This window comes from Achromobacter xylosoxidans A8 (assembly GCF_000165835.1).
Lineage (GTDB): Bacteria > Pseudomonadota > Gammaproteobacteria > Burkholderiales > Burkholderiaceae_B > Achromobacter > Achromobacter xylosoxidans_B.
Map to the genome: position 1 here is coordinate 1,414,632 of NC_014640.1, position 18,023 is coordinate 1,432,654.

Below are 18,023 nucleotides of genomic sequence, written 5' to 3' on the forward strand. Positions count from 1 at the left end.
GGCACACATACCATGGCACGCACTCAAGCCACTGCGCCGCGACTCGCCGTCGCCGGCCTGATCCATGAAACCAACACCTATGCCGCCGAGTTCGCCGGCCAGACGCCATTGCGCGCGTTTGAGCAATACGGCAAGGACGAGATACTGCAAGCCTTCGACAAATCGAATCACCAGGTCGGCGGCTTCATCGAAGGCGCCAGGCAGACCGGCGCCGAGCTGGTCTACACCTTCGTCGGCCAGGCCACGCCCTCGGGCACGATCGAGGCCCAGGCCTATGCCGAGATGAAACGCAGGATCCTGGACGGCATCCACGCCGTCTTGCCGGTGGACGGCGTGCTGCTGGCGCTGCACGGCGCCGGCGTTGCCGACGGCATCGAGGATATCGAGGGCGACCTGTGCCTGGCGGTCCGCCGACTGGTCGGCGCCGATGTGCCCATCGCCGCCGTCTACGACCTGCATGGCAACATGACCGAGGCCATGCGGCAGGCGTGCGACCTGACCTTGCCCTGCAAACTGTATCCGCATACCGACTTTCACGACCGGGCGGTCGAAGCGGTGGGGCTGCTGCTCGATATCATCGGCGGCCGGCTGAAGCCGGTAACCGTCATGCGCCGCCTGCCCATGCTGCCCTACATCGTCACGACGCAGGAAGGCTTTATTCCGGCCGAGGTCAACGCCGTCTGCGCCAGGCTGGCCGCGCTACCGGGCGTCATCGACTGTTCGTGGTTCCACGGCTTTCCCCTTGCGGATATCGCCGCGCCGTGCCCGGCCGTGGTCTGCACCACGGCGGGCGACCAGGAACTGGCCGAGCGCTGCGCGGACGAAGTCGCGCAATGGATCTGGGAGCACCGGGAGGCGTTCCGGCCATCGTTTCCAAGCCCGGAGCAGGGCGTCGCCATGGCGCTGGCCGCCGGACGCGGTCCCGTCGTCGTCAACGAGTATGCGGACAACCCAGGCGGCGGCACGCCTGGCGACGGCACCTATCTGTTGCGCGCCATCCTGGACGCCAAACCCACGCCCGGCACCTGCTGCTTCGCGTCCATCAACGATGCGTCCGTGGTCGAGCAAGCCCGCCAGGCCGGCGTCGGCGCGACCATCAGCGTGTCATTGGGCGCCAAGCAGGGCCGCTTCCAAGGACAGCCGCTGCGCGTGCATGCCTATGTAAAGGCTATCACCGACGGCCGCTTCGTCAATCGCGCGGGCTCGATGTTCGAAGGCGTGAAGTTTGACCTGGGCGCCATGTGCCGCCTGGTCATCCAGGGCGTGGACGTGATCGTCGCCTCGCGTGCCGAACAGATCTACGACGAAGAGCCATTCTTTTTGCATGGTGTCGACGTGACTGCGTACAAGCTGATCGCCATCAAGGGCGCCAACCATTTCCGCGCGGGCTATCGCCGGCTTGCGACGCAGATCATTTCTGTGGATAGCGTGGGCCTGAGCACTGCCGACATCACCTCGTTTCCGCGGGAGCGGTTGGCAGGCGAATACTGGCCGCTGGCGGACATTGCCGGCTACGCGCCGTATTCCAGCGCGTAGCGGCTCTGCACGAAGCCGAAATTACCTGCCGAAGTACTTCTTGAACCATGGCTGCTCTTCGTATGGCGATTGCTGGCCGCTGCTTATCCGGCAAAGCTTCGAGGGGTTGGCATCGCCGGCCCTGCTCTTGCCAACCAGCGTCCAGCTCTTCGATTCGGGATTGTTGAAGACCTCCATCTCCCATTGGGCATTTGTTGCTGTGAGACCCGTCGGCACTTGCTTTGCGATATTGACGAGAGCGCTCTTGACGCGAAAGCCATAGTCGCACACCGGTTCCTTGTAGAAGCCGATCTCATCGCGTTCGCGTTCCCATTCAGCGGCAAGGGCGGAGTTCCCGGCGACAAGAGTGCTGAGCGTCATGGCGAACGCGGCGGATCTGCAGAGTGGTATCGGCATCGCTATGCACTCCTGGCGTTGCAATCGTCGTGTGATTCTTGCCACCGGGCGCGCCGGTGGTCAAGAATCCTTAGGGATGAATCCAAAGGATTGAACTGTTGGCTTTGACTGTCGGCCAAGGGAGAGCGCGGGCTTGCGCGTGTGGCGCTGGCATGCATACGATGGTTCAGGCCGGCGGGGGGCTCGCGGCACGGTAGTAGTGCCCTCTCTTTGCCGCCCGACTGATATCCGGACGTCCGCCCATGAATACCTGTTGCCGACTCATCACGTCCCTTATGGCCGCGGCGCTCGCCGTGCCAGCTTTCGGCGCTTCTCCCGGGAAGCCCAACCTGGACGAGTACGGACTGGAGAGGGAGCCTCTCTGCAGCTACGCCTTGCCTGAATCGCTGAAGGCGCTACAAAAGGAATTGCCGTCGGGCGAATACGTGCAGACGGCGGGTTGGAAGGCCGAGATATATGTCAATCGGGACAGGCGAACCTGGACGCTGGTTGGAACACGGCTGGGACCGGATGAGGACCCAGACGAGATGTGCCCTCTCGCGCGTGGCGTGGGGGACTACAGGACGCAGAAGTGGTATCAGGCGTACTTCGCGCAGCGCAAGTAGGGCGGTCCAGCCGTGTTTGATCCGAGGCTGGGCAAGCGCACCAGCCTCCGTCCCATTCAGTCGGAAACCAGATACGCCTGTCCGCCCGGCTTCAGATAAGGCGCCAAGGCCTTGAACGGCAGGCTGGCGTGCGTGCCCAGGCAAGCGCCCGCCGAGTGTCCGACTCCGGACACGGACAGGCTCAGCGCACCGGGCGCCTGGACTCCCAGCGCCAGATAGTCGGGCCAGAGGTCCGCGCAGTCTTCCAGATTGGGATGGTCCTCGGACTGTGGGGCCTCCGTTCCCGCCTTGACGGCCTGTTGCACCAGCCCGAGCAGGGCAGCACTCTTTTCCCCGCCAAAGCTGCGCTTGCCCGGCACATAGGCGTCGAACACGCGATTCCAGTCCAGGTACTCGCCGCGCAGCAGATCGAAGGTATAGGGCTCGAAATGGTTGTAGGGATGCGCTCCGCCGCAGTCCAGGCTGCCCGACTCGGTCACCGTCATCAGCGCGGCGGACAGCCAGGTGACGTTCACCGCTTCCTCATCGAAGCCGCCCAGCGTGCCAGCGCCGGGATTGCCGCTGGTGTAGGCCGACGCCATGCAGTCCAGCGCGCCCAGGCTCTTCTGCCAATGGCGCTGTTCCAGCAGATAGTTGGTGCGTTGCAGGACCTGCGCGTCGGGATGGCGCGTCAGCCGGGGATACGTGAACTTGGTGCGCGGGTCGCGCCACATGCGATAGGCCACTACGCCGTGGCCGATTTCCTTGCCAACGGGCTGGGCGTGTCCCGCCAGCTTCAGCGTTTCGTACGGCGCGCGAACGGCATTGATGCCTGCCTGGACATCGACATCGCCAAGATTGAACTGACTGGCGCGGGCCTGCTTTCGGTCCTTCTCCAGTTGCGTCGTGTCGTATTGGGCGACCTGCTTCAGGTCGAAGCGGCGTTGCTTGCCGGTGTGGACGTCGGTCCAGAGACCGCGGTAGCCGTCGGCGTCGCGCGTGCCTTGCCAGCTTGCGGCTTGATCCGCTGGCTTGGAAGCCGACGTGCCTCCTTGGAGGGGCTTGGGCTCGAAGAGTTCCTCGCTTTTGCCTTGCAGAGGGATGTCCACGCCGCGTTTTGCGTAGAAGTAGCGGCCGGTCAATTCGCCATTGGCCGCCGCGTCGGTGTCCAGCTCCAGCACGATGTCGCCAGCGCCTTGCAGTGTTCCGGCGTAGACGGTGCGGGGCGTGGCGGCGGCCTGGGTGGCCGAAAGGGACAGGACGGCAAGCGCAAGCACGGCGCGGCAGTTACGGTGCATACGAAACGGTGAGCGAAGCATCGAGGGGCCTGGGAACCAAGGGAGGGAGTCGGCTGAATATACCGGAACTGTCAGCCCAGCAGTGCAGCCGCCTCGCCGTCCGCAAGCATCTGTTCAAACAGGTCATCAAGACTGCTGGCCACCTCGCTGACCGCCTCGAACTCCGGTTCGACTCCATGTACGATCCGGCCCGAGATCCGGTCGATCGCGAGAAACTCGTAATCGTCGCCCACGCTCATGAAGATTGGCACATGGCGCGCCCAGAAAACGTCGATCTCTTGCCGGTCGGCATCGCCGAGGGCGGCCTCCAGGCTCATCTGGCGAAAGGCGTCTTGCCCGAAGGCGCTGTCGGTGGTTCCGGCATAGTCGGCCGCGCTCAGGAACCAGCGCGTGTCGTCCGCGCTGCTCAGCTGTGTGTACAAAGACAGGAACAGCGCGTGTTCAGTGCTGCCAGCCGGCGCAGCCATGGGAGCGGAGACAGACTCGGAAGGCAATACGGTCCAGCCGCGCGCGGCAAGGAAGTCCAGGAAACGTCTGTGCAGGATGCTCATCAGGCCCGCCATTGCTATCGCGTCGCCGCGATGTTGGCGCGCCGCAAGCGCCCATTCAAGGTTTGCGCCAACTCGCCCAAGCCCACATCGCCGCAGCCGACCAGCGTCAGCTCCTGCAAGCGGGTCAGCTCTTCCAGCACGCCGATGTCCGCAATCCGCTTGCAGTACTGAATATCCAGCTGCTCCAAGCCTGCAAGTGCGGCAATCGGACCTATCGTCTCCAGCGCACCCTGGTTCTTCAACCGCAAGGAGCGCAATCCGGCGAGTTGCTCGATACCGGACAGGGTCTTCAATCCGCGACCCGCCAGCAGCCCTAACGCTAAAAGCGGCAGCCCCGCGATGCGATCGAACACCGACGAATCGAACGGCACGTTCCACAGATTCAGCTCCTGGAGCGGCAGGCTCAAGACGCGGTCCAGCAGCGCGCCGCGCCGGTCTGGGACCATGGACAGCGACATCAATGCCGGGAAGTCTTCCGGATCGAACCGCAGTGTGGCGCCCACCGTCAGCGCTTCCAGCCTGGGCAGCGGGCCGGCCTGCCAGGTGTACGTGCCGGGTTCGGGATGGATGGAAAGATGGCGCAGGCTGTCTGGGAGCATGTCGGCGCGCAATCCGGTAAGAACGCTGCCTGGGACGGCGCCGGGACCGACGGACAGATGGAGCAGCGACGGCAGCCGGGCGATGAGCTCGGGCAACTCGTGCAGCGGGTCGCCATGAGGCGCCCATAGATGCGCGTCTTCGATCTTGGCCAGGGTGGCTTCGTCCGGCGGGGCATCGTAAAACACAATGCGTTCATCCGAGCCTGCGAATTGCGAGCGCTGGCGGCTGTGCATGAAGCGCCAGATCTGGGCGCGGGCGGGGAGGGGGGCCGAAAACGGGACGAAGGACATGTGGCTTGCCGACAGGCCGTTGGGAGGTCAGCTTGCTGCGCTCAACATGTCGATTCGACGCTGATGGCGCGATCCGTCAAAGGGAGTGTCCAGGAAAGCGCTGACACATTCGCGCGCGACCTCGATTCCTATGATTCTGCTTCCAAGCGCCAATACGTTCGCGTCGTTGTGTTGGCGGCTCAAGCGAGCCATGGTGGCGTTTGTGCACAAGGCGGCTCTTGCGGCAGGGAAACGATTGACGGCAATCGAAATGCCTATGCCCGAGCCGCAAATCACGACGCCTTTTTGGACTCGGCCGTCCGTGATGGCTTGTCCCATTGCAAAACCAAAAGCGGGGTAGTCAACCGAGTCTGCGCTGTGGGTTCCGAGGTCTAGCCACTCTACATTCTCGAAGGCCTTCTTCAGTATTTCCTTGAGTTCGAATCCGGCGTGGTCGGAGGCAATGGCGATTTGCATGCTATTTCACTTATGCGGAATGGTCGGCGCGAGGCTTGGGACGGATCGGAGAAATGGCGTCGCAGTGAAAACTGTCGAGCGGAATTGTAGTTTGCCAACAAGCCGCACAGCATAGTTGTCCCGGAGTAGCCTCTTCGTAACTTGATAGATGAAAATTAAGTGGTTACATTGTGGGTGGAGAATCTCATGACTGCCACTACGCTCAAGCCCGACTTCCGCCTGCTCGGCGATGACGTGGCGCTGGATCTGATCAACACCATCGAGCAATCCGACGATGGCCCTCGGGACCGCCTGCAATCGGACGACGATGTGCGGGCGTGGCTGGACGCCGCGGGCTTTGCGCCGGCCCAGCGCAAGGCGCCCAAGGGCCTGCTCGATTCCGCGCGAACATTGCGCGAGACCGTGCGCGCTTTGGTAGCCCAACGAAAGGCAGGGTTGCCGCTCAAGCTAAGTGCGCTCAACCAGGCGCTCGCAGCCGGCGGCAGTCATCTCGAGCTTACCGTTGTGGCGGGCGCGCCCAGCTTGGCACGCCGCTATGACGCGGCCACCCCCGATCAATGGCTGCTTCCCGCCGCGGAGGCCGCCGCGGAGTTGCTCGTGCACGGCGACTTCGAGCTGGTGCGCAAATGCGAAAGCCCGCTCTGTTCCCTCTGGTTCTACGATCGCACGCGATCGCATCGTCGCAGGTGGTGCAGCATGTCGCTTTGCGGCAATCGGCACAAGGTGGCGGCCTTTCGCCAAAGGGAAGCCCAGGACGCGGCTTCGTGAGCGCTTGCTTGCTCACCCATCCGGCCGCTTGGCCGGATTTTTTTTGGATGAACCTCTCCTGGCAATAGTCCCTCTCTATTTGAGTAACCGTTAAAACTTAAATTGACAGGTTACTTAAAACGAGAAAAAATGGCGTAAAAGGCCTGTAGGAATCCGGCCGTTGATCCAGTCCCTGACCACGGAGATCGTCATGTCCAGTACCCCTGAAAGCCAGATCCAAACGCGTCGCGTGCAAGCCGATGGCCTGAATTTTTTCTATCGTGCAGCAGGCGATCCCAATGCGCCCGTGCTGCTGCTTCTGCATGGGTTCCCCAGTTCCTCTCATCAATTCCGCAACCTGATCCCGCTTCTGGCCACGCGCTTTCACGTGATTGCCCCGGATCTGCCCGGCTTTGGCTTCACGGAAGTTCCCGAGGAGCGCCGGTACCGGTACACGTTCGACGACCTGGCCGTATCGCTCGGCGCTTTCGTCGATGCGCTGGGCCTGAAGCGCTATGCGATGTTCGTCTTCGACTATGGCGCGCCCGTCGGGCTGCGCCTGGCGCTTGCCCACCCAGAGCGGGTGACCGGCCTGGTCTCGCAGAATGGCAACGCTTATCTCGAAGGCCTGGGCGATGCCTGGGCGCCAGTCCGTGCCTACTGGGCGGAGCCGACCGCGGCCAACCGGCAGGTTATCGCGGATGCCGTGCTGAACTTCGAGGGGACCAAATGGCAATACGTGCATGGCGTCGCCAATCCGGACGACGTGGCGCCGGAAAGCTACACGCTCGATGCCGCGCTGCTTGAGCGGCCGGGTAACAAGGACATCCAGCTCGATCTATTTCTGGACTATGCCAATAACCTGAAGCGGTATCCGGATTTCCAGGCCTTCTTCCGCGCGGCGAAAATCCCGACGCTGGCCATCTGGGGCCGCAACGATCCATTCTTCATTCCGCCTGGGGCCGAGGCGTACAAGCGGGACAATCCGGACGCGCAGGTTGAGTTGCTGGATACCGGGCACTTTGCGCTTGAGACGCATGCGGCGTATATCGGGCGCCGGATCATCGAGGTGCTGGCGCCTTGATGGGTTTCGATAGGGGCGCGTCGAGTGCGGCCTTGTCATTCGGCGCATCTCTTGGCTCCCACCACATAAACCACCGCAGCCGGAGTCATATCAGCATCGTCTAGAGTCGCTGACGGGTTCAGGCTAAAGTGGCTGGTTCATGTGGATCAAGGGTGGATTGAGTATGTCCGACGAAAGCACGCTTCTTGATGGCAACGCGGTGTACAGGACCTTGCTGGAGTCGACCAAGGCGATTCCCTGGAAGATCGATTGGGCCACGAAGAAGTTCGCCTATATCGGTCCGCAGATCGAGGCGTTGCTGGGCTGGACCGTAGCAAGCTGGGTGAGCGTGGAGGACTGGGCCATGCGTATGCACCCGGACGACCGCGATTCCGTGGTGAATTTTTGCGTCAGCCAATCCCAGGCCGGCGTCGACCATGAGGCAGACTACCGGGCCTTGACCAAGGACAATGGCTATGTGTGGATCCGCGACGTCGTGCACGTCATGCGCGATGACAGAGGCGAAGTTCAAGCGCTGATTGGCTTCATGTTCGACATCACCGAACGCAAGAAGACCGAGGAAAAGCTGCTGACCTTGCAAAAGGAGTTGGAGGCGCTGTCCTTCAAGGACGGCTTGACGAATATTGCCAACCGGCGTCGCTTCGACAGTGGTTTCGAACTGGAATGGGCGCGCGCGGACAGCGAACGAAAACCCCTGTCCGTATTGTTGCTCGACGTTGACTTTTTCAAGCAGTACAACGATTTGTATGGCCACACCCAGGGCGACCAGTGCCTGGTGGATATCGCGCAGACCTTGAACCTTGCGCTGGACGGCCCGCGCGATCTGGTTGCGCGATACGGCGGGGAAGAGTTTGTCGTGCTGCTGCCCGAAGCCGATGCCGAAGTCGCGCGGAAGGTTGCTGACCGTTGCCAGCGGTTGCTTCAGAAGAAGGCTATCGTGCACGCGCTGTCACCGCATGGCAGGCGCGTTACCGTCAGCATCGGAGCAGGCACGGTGGTGCCAGACGGGAAGACAGACCGTGCTGGTTTCGTCAAGGCCGTTGATCAGCAACTGTACGCGGCCAAGAACAACGGGCGAAACCGCATTGAGCACGTGGATCTATGACCCGTCCGTGTGTAGGAAATAGGTGCCCGGCTACAATTTGCCTGCCCAGACGCTGCGAAATTGTAGTCTGACACCGTTATCCTGCCGAGGAATCAGCCCGTTCATGCATATCGAAGAACGTATCCAAATCGCAGTGCCTCCCATGGTCATCGACCATATTTGGAGCGAAGTCGACCGATGGCACCTTTGGGACCCGGACACCAAGCAAGCCCAATTGAACGGGCCATTCGTAGTTGGAACAAGGGGCCGGATAGTTCCCCGCAAGGGCATGGGCGTGCCCATGGTTGTCACAGAGCGATCAGAGGGCCGATCGTTCACCGTAGAGGGCTACATCCCTCTGTTCCGCATGCACTTCGAGCACACCGTTTCGCCGGTGGATGGCGGCTCGGAAGTCGCTCACCGCGTATGGTTCTCTGGCGCCCTTGCTGTTATTTTCGGGCCACGTGTTGCCAAGCAGATTCGGGAGGGGCTTCCTCAAACCATGCAATCACTTAAAGCATACGCTGAGCAACGCCAAGCGCCTCGTCACTAACCATGGGTCAGTCAGGGATATGGCGTCAGCTTCACACTTATCCGCCAGCCCTACGCGTACCGCTTTGCACCCGCCACGCAAACCACCGCCGCCAGCGTCACGACCAGCATCGTCCAGCTGACATTCTCATGCAGTAGCAGCGCCGCCAAGCCCAGGCCCATGAACGGTTGGAACAGTTGCAGCTGTCCCACGGCTGCAATTCCGCCCTGCGCCAGTCCGCGATACCAGAACACGAACCCGATAAGCATGCTGAACAGCGACACATAGGCGAAGCCTATCCACGCAGGCGTGCTGACGTGTTCGAACGAAGCGGGCATGGTCAGCAGCGCGATGGGCAGCATGACGGGCAGGGACAGCGCCAGCGCCCAGCTGATGACCTGCCAGCCGCCCAGCTTGCGGGATAGCTTGGCGCCTTCGGCGTAGCCCAGGCCGCAGACGATGATGGCGGCGAGCATGAGCAGATCGCCCGTGGGCGAGGCCTCCAGGCCGCCCCAGGCGGTATAGCCTGCAACACAGGCGGCTCCGACGATGGAGAACATCCAGAACGGCGGGCGCGGGCGTTCGCCGCCGCGTATCACCGCGAAGATGGCGGTGCTGAGCGGCAGCAGGCCCAGGAAGACGATGGAATGGGCCGAGGTGACGTGCTGCAGAGCCAGGGCCGTCAGCAGGGGGAAGCCGACGACCACGCCCAATGCGGTCAGCGCCAGGGAGGGGGTGTCGGACAGAGAGGGCCGGGGTTGGCGCAGCAGCATCAGGAGCGCCAGACCGAGCAGACCGGCGATGGCGGCCCGCGCGCAGGTCAGGAAGATGGGATCCAGGTCCGCCACGGCGACCCGGGTGGCGGGCAGGGAGCCCGCGAAGATCACTACACCGATAAAACCGTTTACCCAGCCGCTGGTGGCCTTGTCCATCTGAAGCTCCTTGATACCGGGCGTCAGTACAGCACGGCGACTGCGACGAGTCCACGCACAATCCAGTACAATTTTTAGAAACTGTTATGTATTGAAAGCCAGTACGGTGGAGAATTTCATGGCGCGCGACGGTACTCTCATCAAGCAGGTCATGGGCGAGATCCAGGGGCGGATTGCGGCGCGCACGGCTTTGCCTGGCGCTCGCCTGCCCTCAGTGAGAGTGCAGGCCAAGGCGCTGGATGTGTCGGTGTCCACGGTGGTGGAAGCCTACGAGCGGCTGGCGGCCGAGGGTGTGCTGCTGTCGCGTCCCGGATCGGGGTTCTATGTGGCCGGGCCCGTGGCGCCGTTGGCGCTGACCGAGATGGGGCCGAAGCTGGACCGGGAAGTCGATCCGCTCTGGGTATCGCGCCAGTCGCTGGCGGCGGATGCGGACAGCCTGCGGCCGGGCTGCGGGTGGCTGCCGGTCAGCTGGATGTACGAGGAAGGGCTGCGGCGCGCCATGCGCGGCATGGCGCGGGCCGAAGCCGCGGAACTGACCGAGTATGGGACGCCCTTGGGCCACGCGCCCTTGAGGCAACTGCTGGCGCGGCGGATGGCGGGCATGGGGATAGAGGCCGGGCCGGAGCAGATCATGCTGACCGATTCCGGAACCCAGTCGATCGACCTGATCCTGCGCTTTCTGCTGGAACCGGGAGACACGGTGCTGGTGGACGATCCTTGCTATTTCAATTTCCATGCGCTGTTGAAGGCGCATCGCGTCAAGGCGGTGGGGGTGCCCTATACGCCGAACGGTCCGGACGTCCGGGCGTTTGAAGTGGCGCTGCGCGAGCATTCTCCGCGGCTCTACATCACGAATTCCGGCATACACAATCCGACGGGGGCAACGTTGTCGCCCTTGGTCGCGCATCGTCTGTTGAAGCTGGCGGACGATTCGGAGCTGGTGATCGTCGAGGACGACATCTTCGCCGACTTCGAGAACACGCCTGCGCCGCGCCTGGCGGCGTTCGACGGGCTGTCCCGGGTCATACACATCGGCAGCTTTTCGAAGACGGTGTCGGCGTCGGTGCGCTGTGGATACATCGCGCTGAGGTCCGACTGGGTGGAAAGCCTGACCGACCTGAAAGTCGCCACGACCTTTGGCGGCAGCCGGCTGGCGGCCGACATCGTTTTCCGGACGCTGACGGGCAGCGGCTACCGCAGGCACATGGAGGCCACCCGGCTGCGCCTGGCACAACAGATGGAAAAGACCGCCTCCAGGCTTCAGAAGCTGGGCATCAAGCCCTGGCTGACGCCCCGCGCGGGGATGTTCCTGTGGTGCCGTTTGCCGGAGGGCAAGGATGCCGCCACCGTCGCCCGGTCATGCCTCAAGGAGGGCGTGGTGGTGGCGCCTGGCAACGCGTTCAGCCAATCCCTGGCTGCCGGGGACTTTCTGCGGTTCAACGTTGCGCAATCCACGGACGAGCGGGTATTCACGGTGCTGGCGAAGGCCTTGAGCGCCGCTTGATCATGGTGCGATGCTGGTTGCGGCAAACCGCAGCCAGTCTGCATTCCAAAAAATCTTTTCCTGCCCCCTGATACCTTTTGCTTTCTCAACTGGCATAGCAACTATCCACCCCAGTTCGAGAGGCTATTTGCATGCGTTCCCCCTCCATCAGGCGCCGCCGCGCGATTTCCATGGCTGTGCTGGCCGGCACCTTGACCGCGGGCGCGGTCCACGGGCAGGGCGCTCCCGCAGCCGCCGCTGTACAGGCGCGCCAGGTTTATGACATTCCGCCCGGTCCGCTGGGCAAGACCATTGCAAGCTTCGCGCTGGCGTCGGGGATTTCGCTGGCGTTCGAGCCGTCCTGGACGGATGGCCTGCAAAGCCCCGGCGTCTCCGGGGATTTGAGCCGGGCCGAGGCGGCGCGGCGCGTGTTGGCCGGCAGCGGGCTGGAGATGGTGCCGCGCGCCGATGGCAGCTACACCTTGCGCAAGGCGGTGTCGGACGCGGCGACGTTGCCGGCGATCACGGTGACGGGCGCGGCGGGTTACTCGGGCGCGAATCCGTATCTGGTCGGCAATGCGACTTCCGCGACCAAGACGGCGACGCCCTTGATGGAGACGACGCAGTCGATTTCCGTGGTGACGCAGGAGCGCATGGCGGTGCAGGGCGTGCAGACGGTGAGCGATGCGCTGAGCTACACGGCGGGCGTCTATGCCAACGTGGCGGGGGACAACCCCACCGACAATACGCTGATGGTGCGCGGCTTCCAGCAGATTTCGACCAATGCCTACACGGACGGCTTGCGCAACAGCAATACCGGGTATTTCGCGCCGGAGCCTTATGGAATGGACCGTATCGAGGTACTGAAGGGACCCTCGTCGGTGATGTACGGGCAGGGCTCGCCGGGCGGCATCATCAATTTCGTGTCGAAGCGCCCCTTGTTCGAATCGCATCGGGAAGTCGGACTGTCCACGGGCAGCCATGACCGGGTCCAGGGTTCGATGGACATCGGCGACGTGATCGATGAGCCGGGCACGCTGGCTTACCGGCTGGTCGCCCTGGGCCGCAACGCCGACAGCAGTATCGACGGCGTGCCGGACGACCGCATATACGTGGCGCCCAGCCTGACCTGGGCGCCCAGCGCGCGCACCTCGGTGACGCTGCTGGCTTCGTACCAGCGCAACCGCAACCTGTTCACCAGCAACCTGCCTTATTCGTTGCTGGACGGCTCCAACCCCAATGGCCGGGTGCCGCGGCATCGCTCGCTGAACCAGCCCGGCTTCGACAAGGAGCAGGGCGAACTCACCAATATCGGTTACGAGCTCAGCCACGCGTTTTCCGACACGTGGACCTTCCAGCAGAATTTCCGCTATGGCCATTTCAAGGGCTACGAGGATCAGCTGTTCCGCAACAGCGGCGTGATCAATGGCACGGACATTGCGCGCTACTACCAGCTGCGCGACTACGACAGCGACACGTACTCGGCGGACAACCGGCTGGTGGGCAAGTTCGCGACGGGCGCGCTGGACCATACCTTGCTGGTCGGACTGGATTATCAGTACAGCAAACGCACCGCGGATACGCAAACGGGCAATGCGCCGCCGATCAATATCTATCACCCGGTGCGGGTCAGCATCGACACCTCGCGCTATACCTCGCTGCTCAGCACGGACGAGAGCAGCCGCCAGTTGGGCGTGTACCTGCAGGACCAGGTCAAGCTGGACCAGTGGGTAGCCACGCTGGCCGGCCGCTATGACTGGGTCAACCAGCGCACCACCGATGTGCTGCGGGACGTGCGCAAGGATACGGCGGCGGAGGACTTCACGGGCCGCGCCGGCTTGGGCTATGCCTTCGAGAGCGGCTTCTTTCCCTATGTGAGCTATAGCGAGTCGTTCTCACCGCTGACGGGCACGGACATCAGCGGCGCCCAGTTCAAGCCCGAGAAGGCCAAGCAGTACGAAGTAGGCGTGAAGTACCAGGCGCCGGGCTCGGACAGCTATGTGACGCTGGCGGCGTTCGATCTGCGGCGCCAGAATGTGCTGACGACCAATCCGCAGAACACCTCGTTCAGCGTGCAGGAAGGGGAGGTGACGTCGCGCGGCATCGAACTGGAGGGCGTGCTGCGCCCGGTGCGCGGGCTGAACGTGATCGCCTCCTACACCTACAACGACGTGGAAGTGACCAAGGACAATCCCAATTTCGCGGGCCTGAGCAACAAGGGCAAGGCCCCGGTGCGCGTGCCCAGGCATCTGTTGTCCTTGTGGACCGACTACACCTTGTCCAGCGGCGCGCTCGAAGGCCTGACGTTGGGGGCAGGGGTGCGCTATACGGGTTCCAGCTATGGCGACGCGCAGAACACCTTCAAGGTGCCGGCCTACACCCTGGTGGACGCCATGGTGGGCTACGACTTCGGCCGCGCCAATCCGTCCTTGAGGGGTTTGAGCGCGTCGGTCAATGTGCGGAACCTGACGGACAAGTACTACGTGGCGGGCTGCTTCCTGAACAATGCCTGCTTGCTGGGTGCAGGGCGCAGCGTGATTGCCAACGTGTCGTACAAGTGGTGAAGGGCCAAGCGGCGGGACGCGTTCTGCGTCCCGTCGGTCTCAGGCCGGACCTACCGTGATCCAGTAGCCGCCCAGCCGCGAGGCGATTGCCACCGGATAGGTGGCGGCCAGCATGGCCAGTGAGCGGTCGGTGTCTGCTAGCGGGAAGGTGCCGGACACGCGCAAGGCGGCGACGGCTGGATCGCACCGCGTCACGCCCTTGTGGTAGCGCGCCAGTTCGGCCACCAGCAGGCCCAGCGGCATGCCGTCGGCCAAAAGCATGCCGCGCGTCCAGGCGATGGCGCCTGGATCCAGCTGGGTAGCGGCGTCGATGCGGCGCGCCGAGAAGGTAGTCTGCTGGCCGGCGTTCAGGACCAGCGTGTCGTGTCCAGTGGCGATGCGCACCGCGCCTTCCTGTACTGCAAGGCGCGTCCCGTCCTGCTGCAGCCGCACCGTGTAGCGGGTGCCCAGCGCCCGCAGTCTGCCATCGCGCGTGTGGACCTCGAAGGGGCGTGGATCGGCGGCTGTCTCGATGTAGATATCCCCGGCGCGCAGCAGGACGATGCGCTGGTTGGCGTCATAGCGCACGTCGACCGCGGAGACGGTGTTCAGTGTCAGCCGCGTGCCGTCATCGAGGCGGATCTCGCGGCGTTCGCCGGTGGCGCTGCGGTAGTCGGCGGTCCAGCCCTCGGCTTCCGACCAGCGCCAGGCGCCCCAGGCTGCGGGCGCCACCGCCAGCAGGGCGGCCAGCTTGGCCAGGGCCGCGCGGCGGGAGCCAGGACGGTCCAGCGCCGGCATGGCCAGCGCGGGGGGCAGGTCGCCTAGCGTGCCCAGCAGCCGCTCGGCGCGCAGCCAGGCTTGTTCATGCGCGGCACTGCGCGCACGCCAGTCCATCCAGGCGCGGCGGTCGTCGGCCGACACGGCGCCGGCGTGCATGACGACCAGCCATTCGGCGGCCTGGTCGAGGATGGAGTCGTCCACGGCGCTCATCGGCGATTCACTCCATGCACGCCAGGCATAGGCGGAAGGCGCGCGCCATATAGCGCTTCACGGTGATGAGCGATACCCCGATCCTGTCGGCGATCGCTTCGTACGTCAGTCCTTCTATCTGCGACAGCAGGAAAGCGCGCCGCACCGGCGTCGGCAAGGCGTCCAGCATGGCGTCGATTTCGTGCAGGGTCTGCAGGACGATCAACTGGCGTTCCGGCGAGGGCGCTTGGTCCTCGGGCAGTTGCGCCAATGCCTCCAGATAGGCCTGCTCCAGCGCGCGGCGCTGATACCAGTTGACCAGGATGCCGCGGGCCACCGTGGTCAGATAGGCGCGAGGTTCATGCAGCACCGCGGGCAGGCGCGAATCGAGGATGCGCGCGAAGGTGTCATGCGCCAGGTCTGCGGCGTCGCCCACATTGCCCAGCCGGCGGCGCAGCCAATGCTGCAACCATGCGTGATGGTCGCGGTACAGCGTGCCGACTTGCTGGCGCGGATCGCAGTTGTCAGCCTCCATGGGCTTCTCCCCTGGGCTGACGGTAGCAGCCTAAATGCAAATAAGATTGTTTCGCATTTTATGGCAAGGGTGAAGCGCAGGCAATCCGGCAGCGCGCACGGCCGCCAGATTGCGGGCACTGATGACTACAGGTAGGCGAGCGTGACGATGTAGCCCTGGGCATCTTTCTGCCCAGGCTGCGACGCCTTGAGGGACACGGGCTGCACGTCGACCTGCACGCGGCTGGCGCTTACGCGGTCGCGGGCAGGCTTGCCGGCGGCGCGGGCGCGTTCGGCATCGCATTCCAGGCGGACCGCTACTTTTCGGGATTGAACCTGCGGCATGCACGAAGCCGCCTCGACGATGGCTCCCTGGAAGTGGATGGTTCCATCCGCGGCGTGGGCAGCGGGGAGGATGCTGGAGGCGGACAGCAAAAGCAGGGAAAGGCGATATTGGAGCTTGGACATGACAGCAACTCCTTGCGACTGGGAACGGAGGGGATAGCTATGTCTGTCTTCACTTCATTTACGGCATCCGACGGCGAAAATTAACCGCAAGCCGTCGGTGGCCGTGTTCGAGTGCGCGAGCCGATGCCGGCTTGCAGCCGTGACGCAGGCGCGTCAGTCCACTCGGCGAAATGCCGGGGCGGCCGAAACTCGGCGTATGGACTACTACCTGGTGCGGGGGAAGGACCGGCTCGCTACGCGAACGGAGGGGAGGAGTATCGGCGGCATCGTGGGCTCCTTTGAGCGCGCGTTGGAAGGCGCGGAGGCGGTCAGGGACCAGGAACGGATTGTCGGCCAAGAGGTAATACGGTAATGCGTGATTTCATTGTGGCAGGTCGTTGAGAAAAATCAATACCTAGCGGCTGATGTTTATGCGGGGTCCATCGCGGCGCGTGCGCAGGCCGTAGGTCTGGGCCAGCATGCCGACGGCCAGTGGCAGGTCGTTGATGGGGAAGGCGCCAGAGACCCGCAGGGGGCGCAGAGACGTATCGCATTCGATGCGCTCGTCGCCGTAGCGCATCAGTTCTTCCGCCCATTGCCGCACGGGCATGTCGTCCGCCACCAGCAGCCCCTTGCGCCAGGCCAGGGCGTTGGCGTTCGCTGCTTCGATTGCGCCCAGACTATCGCGGTCGAACCGGACCTGATGGCCGGATTCGATGATGCTGGCGCCGGGTCTGGCGCCGGCGCCGTCCAGGTGAATCTGCACGGCGCCTTGGTACACGGTCAGGAGCGTGCAGTCCGTGAACTGGCGCACGGTGAAGCGCGTTCCCAGCGCCAGCATCAGGCCATGATCGCTCTGCACCAGGAAGGGGCGCGGCGGACGCTGTGTGTCTGTCGCGGTGGCGATATGGATTTCACCCCGGCGCAGGCGTAGCAGCCGTTGCCGCTCGTCGTAGCGTATGTCCAGCGCGGTGTCGGTGTTCAGTGCGATCTGCGCGCCGTCCTCCAGCTTGATGTCCAGACGTTCGCCCACCGCCGTGACGTAGTCGGCCGCCAACCATTCGCGCCAGGCTTGATGCCGCCACGCCAGCCAGCCCATGGGCGCCGCCGCCAGCAGGACGACCAGGCTGCGCAGCATGGCGCGCCTGCCCGCGTGCGCGGGGCGCTGCAGCGTGGGTTTCGCCAGGACGGGCGGCAGGGCGCCCATGCGGACAAGGAGCCGTTCGGCGCGCTTCCAGGCGCGCTGATGATCGCTGCTGCTGCCGCGCCAGCGTTCGAATTCGGCCTGCTGGGCGGGCGCGAGCGGCGCGTCCTGCATCAGCAGCAGCCAAGTGGCGGCTTCCTCGAGGATGTGCGGAGCGAGGGCGGCGTCATTCATCGGGGATCAGGCTCAGGCACGCCAGATAGGCTTTGTGGATGTAGCCCTTGACGGTGGGTACGGCCACCTTCAGCGCCCGCGCGATCTCCTGCTGCTTCATGCCATCCAGCGTCGCCATCAGGAAAGCCTGTTTGATGCGGGGCTTGAGCGTGTCGAGCATGGCGTCGATCTCGTGCAGGGCCTCCAGGATGATGCTCTGCCGTTCGGGCGATGGGTGCTGCGGCTGGGGCAGCGCGGCCAGCGCTTCCAGCCAGGCGCGTTCCAGCGTCTGGCGGCGCATCCAGCTGAACAACACGCCCTTGGCCACGGTGGTGAGGTAGGCGCGCGGCTGCTGGATGGACTCGCGCCGCGCATCGCTGCGGCTGGCCAGGATGCGGACGAAGGTGTCGTGAGCCAGGTCGTCCGCCATGCCCGCGCCCCAGGAGTGCAGCCGGTAGGCCAGCCAGTTGCGCAGCCAGGCGTGGTTCTCGATGTATAGGGCGGCGATGCTGTCGCGCTGTGGGGCGGCGAACGATGGACTTGGGGTGGTCATCACGGGGACGGGCGATTCAGGCAGCGCCAGGAAGGGACCTGACCGAATGCAGTATTGGCAATTGAATA

The 18,023-nt window shown here is 64.0% G+C and carries 19 protein-coding genes; 8 read left to right on the top strand and 11 right to left on the bottom strand.

The annotated features are described in order from the left end of the window. The first annotated feature begins 12 nt into the window (after positions 1-12). Positions 13-1,536 (top strand): M81 family metallopeptidase, encoded by a 1,524-nt coding sequence (locus AXYL_RS06665; RefSeq protein WP_013392028.1) that lies wholly within the window; start codon positions 13-15, stop codon positions 1,534-1,536. A gap of 21 nt (positions 1,537-1,557) precedes the next feature. On the opposite strand, the gene AXYL_RS06670 is transcribed toward AXYL_RS06665, so the two are convergent. Further along, positions 1,558-1,896, bottom strand: a complete 339-nt coding sequence (locus AXYL_RS06670) for a hypothetical protein (protein WP_148260585.1) — start codon at positions 1,894-1,896, stop codon at positions 1,558-1,560. A gap of 278 nt (positions 1,897-2,174) precedes the next feature. On the opposite strand from AXYL_RS06670, the gene AXYL_RS06675 reads away from it, so the two are divergent. Further along, on the top strand, positions 2,175-2,537 hold the full coding sequence (locus tag AXYL_RS06675) for a hypothetical protein (protein ID WP_148260586.1): 363 nt from the start codon (positions 2,175-2,177) through the stop codon (positions 2,535-2,537). Between the two features lie 56 nt (positions 2,538-2,593). Here the strand turns inward: AXYL_RS06675 and AXYL_RS06680 are convergent, their stop codons facing one another. The 4 genes from AXYL_RS06680 to rpiB form a co-directional block, all read right to left on the bottom strand. Next, complete coding sequence (locus tag AXYL_RS06680; protein WP_013392031.1) at positions 2,594-3,814, bottom strand: hypothetical protein; 1,221 nt, start codon at positions 3,812-3,814, stop codon at positions 2,594-2,596. 71 nt (positions 3,815-3,885) lie between these two features. Then, complete coding sequence (locus tag AXYL_RS06685) at positions 3,886-4,365, bottom strand: hypothetical protein (RefSeq protein WP_041655113.1); 480 nt, start codon at positions 4,363-4,365, stop codon at positions 3,886-3,888. 14 nt (positions 4,366-4,379) lie between these two features. Beyond that, positions 4,380-5,255, bottom strand: a complete 876-nt coding sequence (locus tag AXYL_RS06690; RefSeq protein WP_013392033.1) for a leucine-rich repeat domain-containing protein — start codon at positions 5,253-5,255, stop codon at positions 4,380-4,382. Positions 5,256-5,282: 27 nt separating this feature from the next. Then, the gene (gene rpiB / locus AXYL_RS06695; RefSeq protein ID WP_013392034.1) at positions 5,283-5,711 is read right to left on the bottom strand and encodes a ribose 5-phosphate isomerase B; all 429 of its coding nucleotides are present in this window, start codon (positions 5,709-5,711) and stop codon (positions 5,283-5,285) included. Positions 5,712-5,897: 186 nt separating this feature from the next. Between rpiB and AXYL_RS06700 the strand changes: the two genes are divergently transcribed. The 4 genes from AXYL_RS06700 to AXYL_RS06715 all read left to right on the top strand — a co-directional run bounded on the left by AXYL_RS06700 (position 5,898) and on the right by AXYL_RS06715 (position 9,179). Then, the gene (locus AXYL_RS06700) at positions 5,898-6,479 is read left to right on the top strand and encodes a CGNR zinc finger domain-containing protein (RefSeq protein ID WP_013392035.1); all 582 of its coding nucleotides are present in this window, start codon (positions 5,898-5,900) and stop codon (positions 6,477-6,479) included. 190 nt (positions 6,480-6,669) lie between these two features. Further along, entirely contained in the window at positions 6,670-7,542 is an 873-nt protein-coding gene (locus AXYL_RS06705; protein WP_041655116.1) for an alpha/beta fold hydrolase, read from the top strand. A gap of 163 nt (positions 7,543-7,705) precedes the next feature. Then, positions 7,706-8,647 (top strand): sensor domain-containing diguanylate cyclase, encoded by a 942-nt coding sequence (locus AXYL_RS06710; protein WP_013392037.1) that lies wholly within the window; start codon positions 7,706-7,708, stop codon positions 8,645-8,647. Positions 8,648-8,750: 103 nt separating this feature from the next. Continuing rightward, positions 8,751-9,179 carry an SRPBCC family protein gene (locus AXYL_RS06715; RefSeq protein WP_013392038.1) on the top strand — a complete coding sequence of 143 codons (429 nt, stop codon included), beginning with the start codon at positions 8,751-8,753 and terminating at the stop codon, positions 9,177-9,179. 50 nt (positions 9,180-9,229) lie between these two features. Here AXYL_RS06715 and AXYL_RS06720 read toward each other — a convergent pair whose 3' ends face one another. Next, the gene (locus AXYL_RS06720; protein ID WP_013392039.1) at positions 9,230-10,090 is read right to left on the bottom strand and encodes a DMT family transporter; all 861 of its coding nucleotides are present in this window, start codon (positions 10,088-10,090) and stop codon (positions 9,230-9,232) included. Positions 10,091-10,208: 118 nt separating this feature from the next. Between AXYL_RS06720 and AXYL_RS06725 the strand changes: the two genes are divergently transcribed. Together AXYL_RS06725 and AXYL_RS06730 are read left to right on the top strand one after the other, a co-directional pair. Continuing rightward, entirely contained in the window at positions 10,209-11,594 is a 1,386-nt protein-coding gene (locus AXYL_RS06725) for a PLP-dependent aminotransferase family protein (protein WP_013392040.1), read from the top strand. 131 nt (positions 11,595-11,725) lie between these two features. Beyond that, positions 11,726-14,137: a TonB-dependent siderophore receptor gene (locus AXYL_RS06730; protein WP_013392041.1), complete on the top strand. Its 2,412-nt coding sequence runs from the start codon at positions 11,726-11,728 to the stop codon at positions 14,135-14,137. A gap of 39 nt (positions 14,138-14,176) precedes the next feature. Here the strand turns inward: AXYL_RS06730 and AXYL_RS06735 are convergent, their stop codons facing one another. The 5 genes from AXYL_RS06735 to AXYL_RS06755 all read right to left on the bottom strand — a co-directional run bounded on the left by AXYL_RS06735 (position 14,177) and on the right by AXYL_RS06755 (position 17,955). Continuing rightward, positions 14,177-15,106, bottom strand: coding sequence for a FecR domain-containing protein (locus tag AXYL_RS06735; protein ID WP_013392042.1), 930 nt, complete (start codon positions 15,104-15,106; stop codon positions 14,177-14,179). A gap of 7 nt (positions 15,107-15,113) precedes the next feature. Further along, positions 15,114-15,620: a sigma-70 family RNA polymerase sigma factor gene (locus tag AXYL_RS06740; RefSeq protein WP_013392043.1), complete on the bottom strand. Its 507-nt coding sequence runs from the start codon at positions 15,618-15,620 to the stop codon at positions 15,114-15,116. A gap of 125 nt (positions 15,621-15,745) precedes the next feature. After that, complete coding sequence (locus AXYL_RS06745) at positions 15,746-16,066, bottom strand: type 1 fimbrial protein (RefSeq protein WP_013392044.1); 321 nt, start codon at positions 16,064-16,066, stop codon at positions 15,746-15,748. A gap of 394 nt (positions 16,067-16,460) precedes the next feature. Then, positions 16,461-17,423 (bottom strand): FecR domain-containing protein, encoded by a 963-nt coding sequence (locus AXYL_RS06750; RefSeq protein WP_013392045.1) that lies wholly within the window; start codon positions 17,421-17,423, stop codon positions 16,461-16,463. Further along, positions 17,416-17,955, bottom strand: a complete 540-nt coding sequence (locus AXYL_RS06755; RefSeq protein ID WP_013392046.1) for a sigma-70 family RNA polymerase sigma factor — start codon at positions 17,953-17,955, stop codon at positions 17,416-17,418. Before AXYL_RS06755 ends, AXYL_RS06750 begins: the two co-directional genes overlap by 8 nt. Positions 17,956-18,023: the final 68 nt, after the last annotated feature.

Coding starts and splice junctions, on each gene's coding strand:
- AXYL_RS06705 (WP_041655116.1), top strand. CDS start 6,670: ATGTCCAGTACCCCTGAAAGCCAGATCCAAACGCGTCGCGTGCAAGCC.
- AXYL_RS06755 (WP_013392046.1), bottom strand. CDS start 17,955: ATGACCACCCCAAGTCCATCGTTCGCCGCCCCACAGCGCGACAGCATC.
- AXYL_RS06715 (WP_013392038.1), top strand. CDS start 8,751: ATGCATATCGAAGAACGTATCCAAATCGCAGTGCCTCCCATGGTCATC.
- rpiB (WP_013392034.1), bottom strand. CDS start 5,711: ATGCAAATCGCCATTGCCTCCGACCACGCCGGATTCGAACTCAAGGAA.
- AXYL_RS06750 (WP_013392045.1), bottom strand. CDS start 17,423: ATGAATGACGCCGCCCTCGCTCCGCACATCCTCGAGGAAGCCGCCACT.
- AXYL_RS06690 (WP_013392033.1), bottom strand. CDS start 5,255: ATGTCCTTCGTCCCGTTTTCGGCCCCCCTCCCCGCCCGCGCCCAGATC.
- AXYL_RS06680 (WP_013392031.1), bottom strand. CDS start 3,814: ATGCACCGTAACTGCCGCGCCGTGCTTGCGCTTGCCGTCCTGTCCCTT.
- AXYL_RS06685 (WP_041655113.1), bottom strand. CDS start 4,365: ATGAGCATCCTGCACAGACGTTTCCTGGACTTCCTTGCCGCGCGCGGC.
- AXYL_RS06675 (WP_148260586.1), top strand. CDS start 2,175: ATGAATACCTGTTGCCGACTCATCACGTCCCTTATGGCCGCGGCGCTC.
- AXYL_RS06670 (WP_148260585.1), bottom strand. CDS start 1,896: ATGACGCTCAGCACTCTTGTCGCCGGGAACTCCGCCCTTGCCGCTGAA.
- AXYL_RS06735 (WP_013392042.1), bottom strand. CDS start 15,106: ATGAGCGCCGTGGACGACTCCATCCTCGACCAGGCCGCCGAATGGCTG.
- AXYL_RS06665 (WP_013392028.1), top strand. CDS start 13: ATGGCACGCACTCAAGCCACTGCGCCGCGACTCGCCGTCGCCGGCCTG.
- AXYL_RS06720 (WP_013392039.1), bottom strand. CDS start 10,090: ATGGACAAGGCCACCAGCGGCTGGGTAAACGGTTTTATCGGTGTAGTG.
- AXYL_RS06725 (WP_013392040.1), top strand. CDS start 10,209: ATGGCGCGCGACGGTACTCTCATCAAGCAGGTCATGGGCGAGATCCAG.
- AXYL_RS06740 (WP_013392043.1), bottom strand. CDS start 15,620: ATGGAGGCTGACAACTGCGATCCGCGCCAGCAAGTCGGCACGCTGTAC.
- AXYL_RS06745 (WP_013392044.1), bottom strand. CDS start 16,066: ATGTCCAAGCTCCAATATCGCCTTTCCCTGCTTTTGCTGTCCGCCTCC.
- AXYL_RS06710 (WP_013392037.1), top strand. CDS start 7,706: ATGTCCGACGAAAGCACGCTTCTTGATGGCAACGCGGTGTACAGGACC.
- AXYL_RS06700 (WP_013392035.1), top strand. CDS start 5,898: ATGACTGCCACTACGCTCAAGCCCGACTTCCGCCTGCTCGGCGATGAC.
- AXYL_RS06730 (WP_013392041.1), top strand. CDS start 11,726: ATGCGTTCCCCCTCCATCAGGCGCCGCCGCGCGATTTCCATGGCTGTG.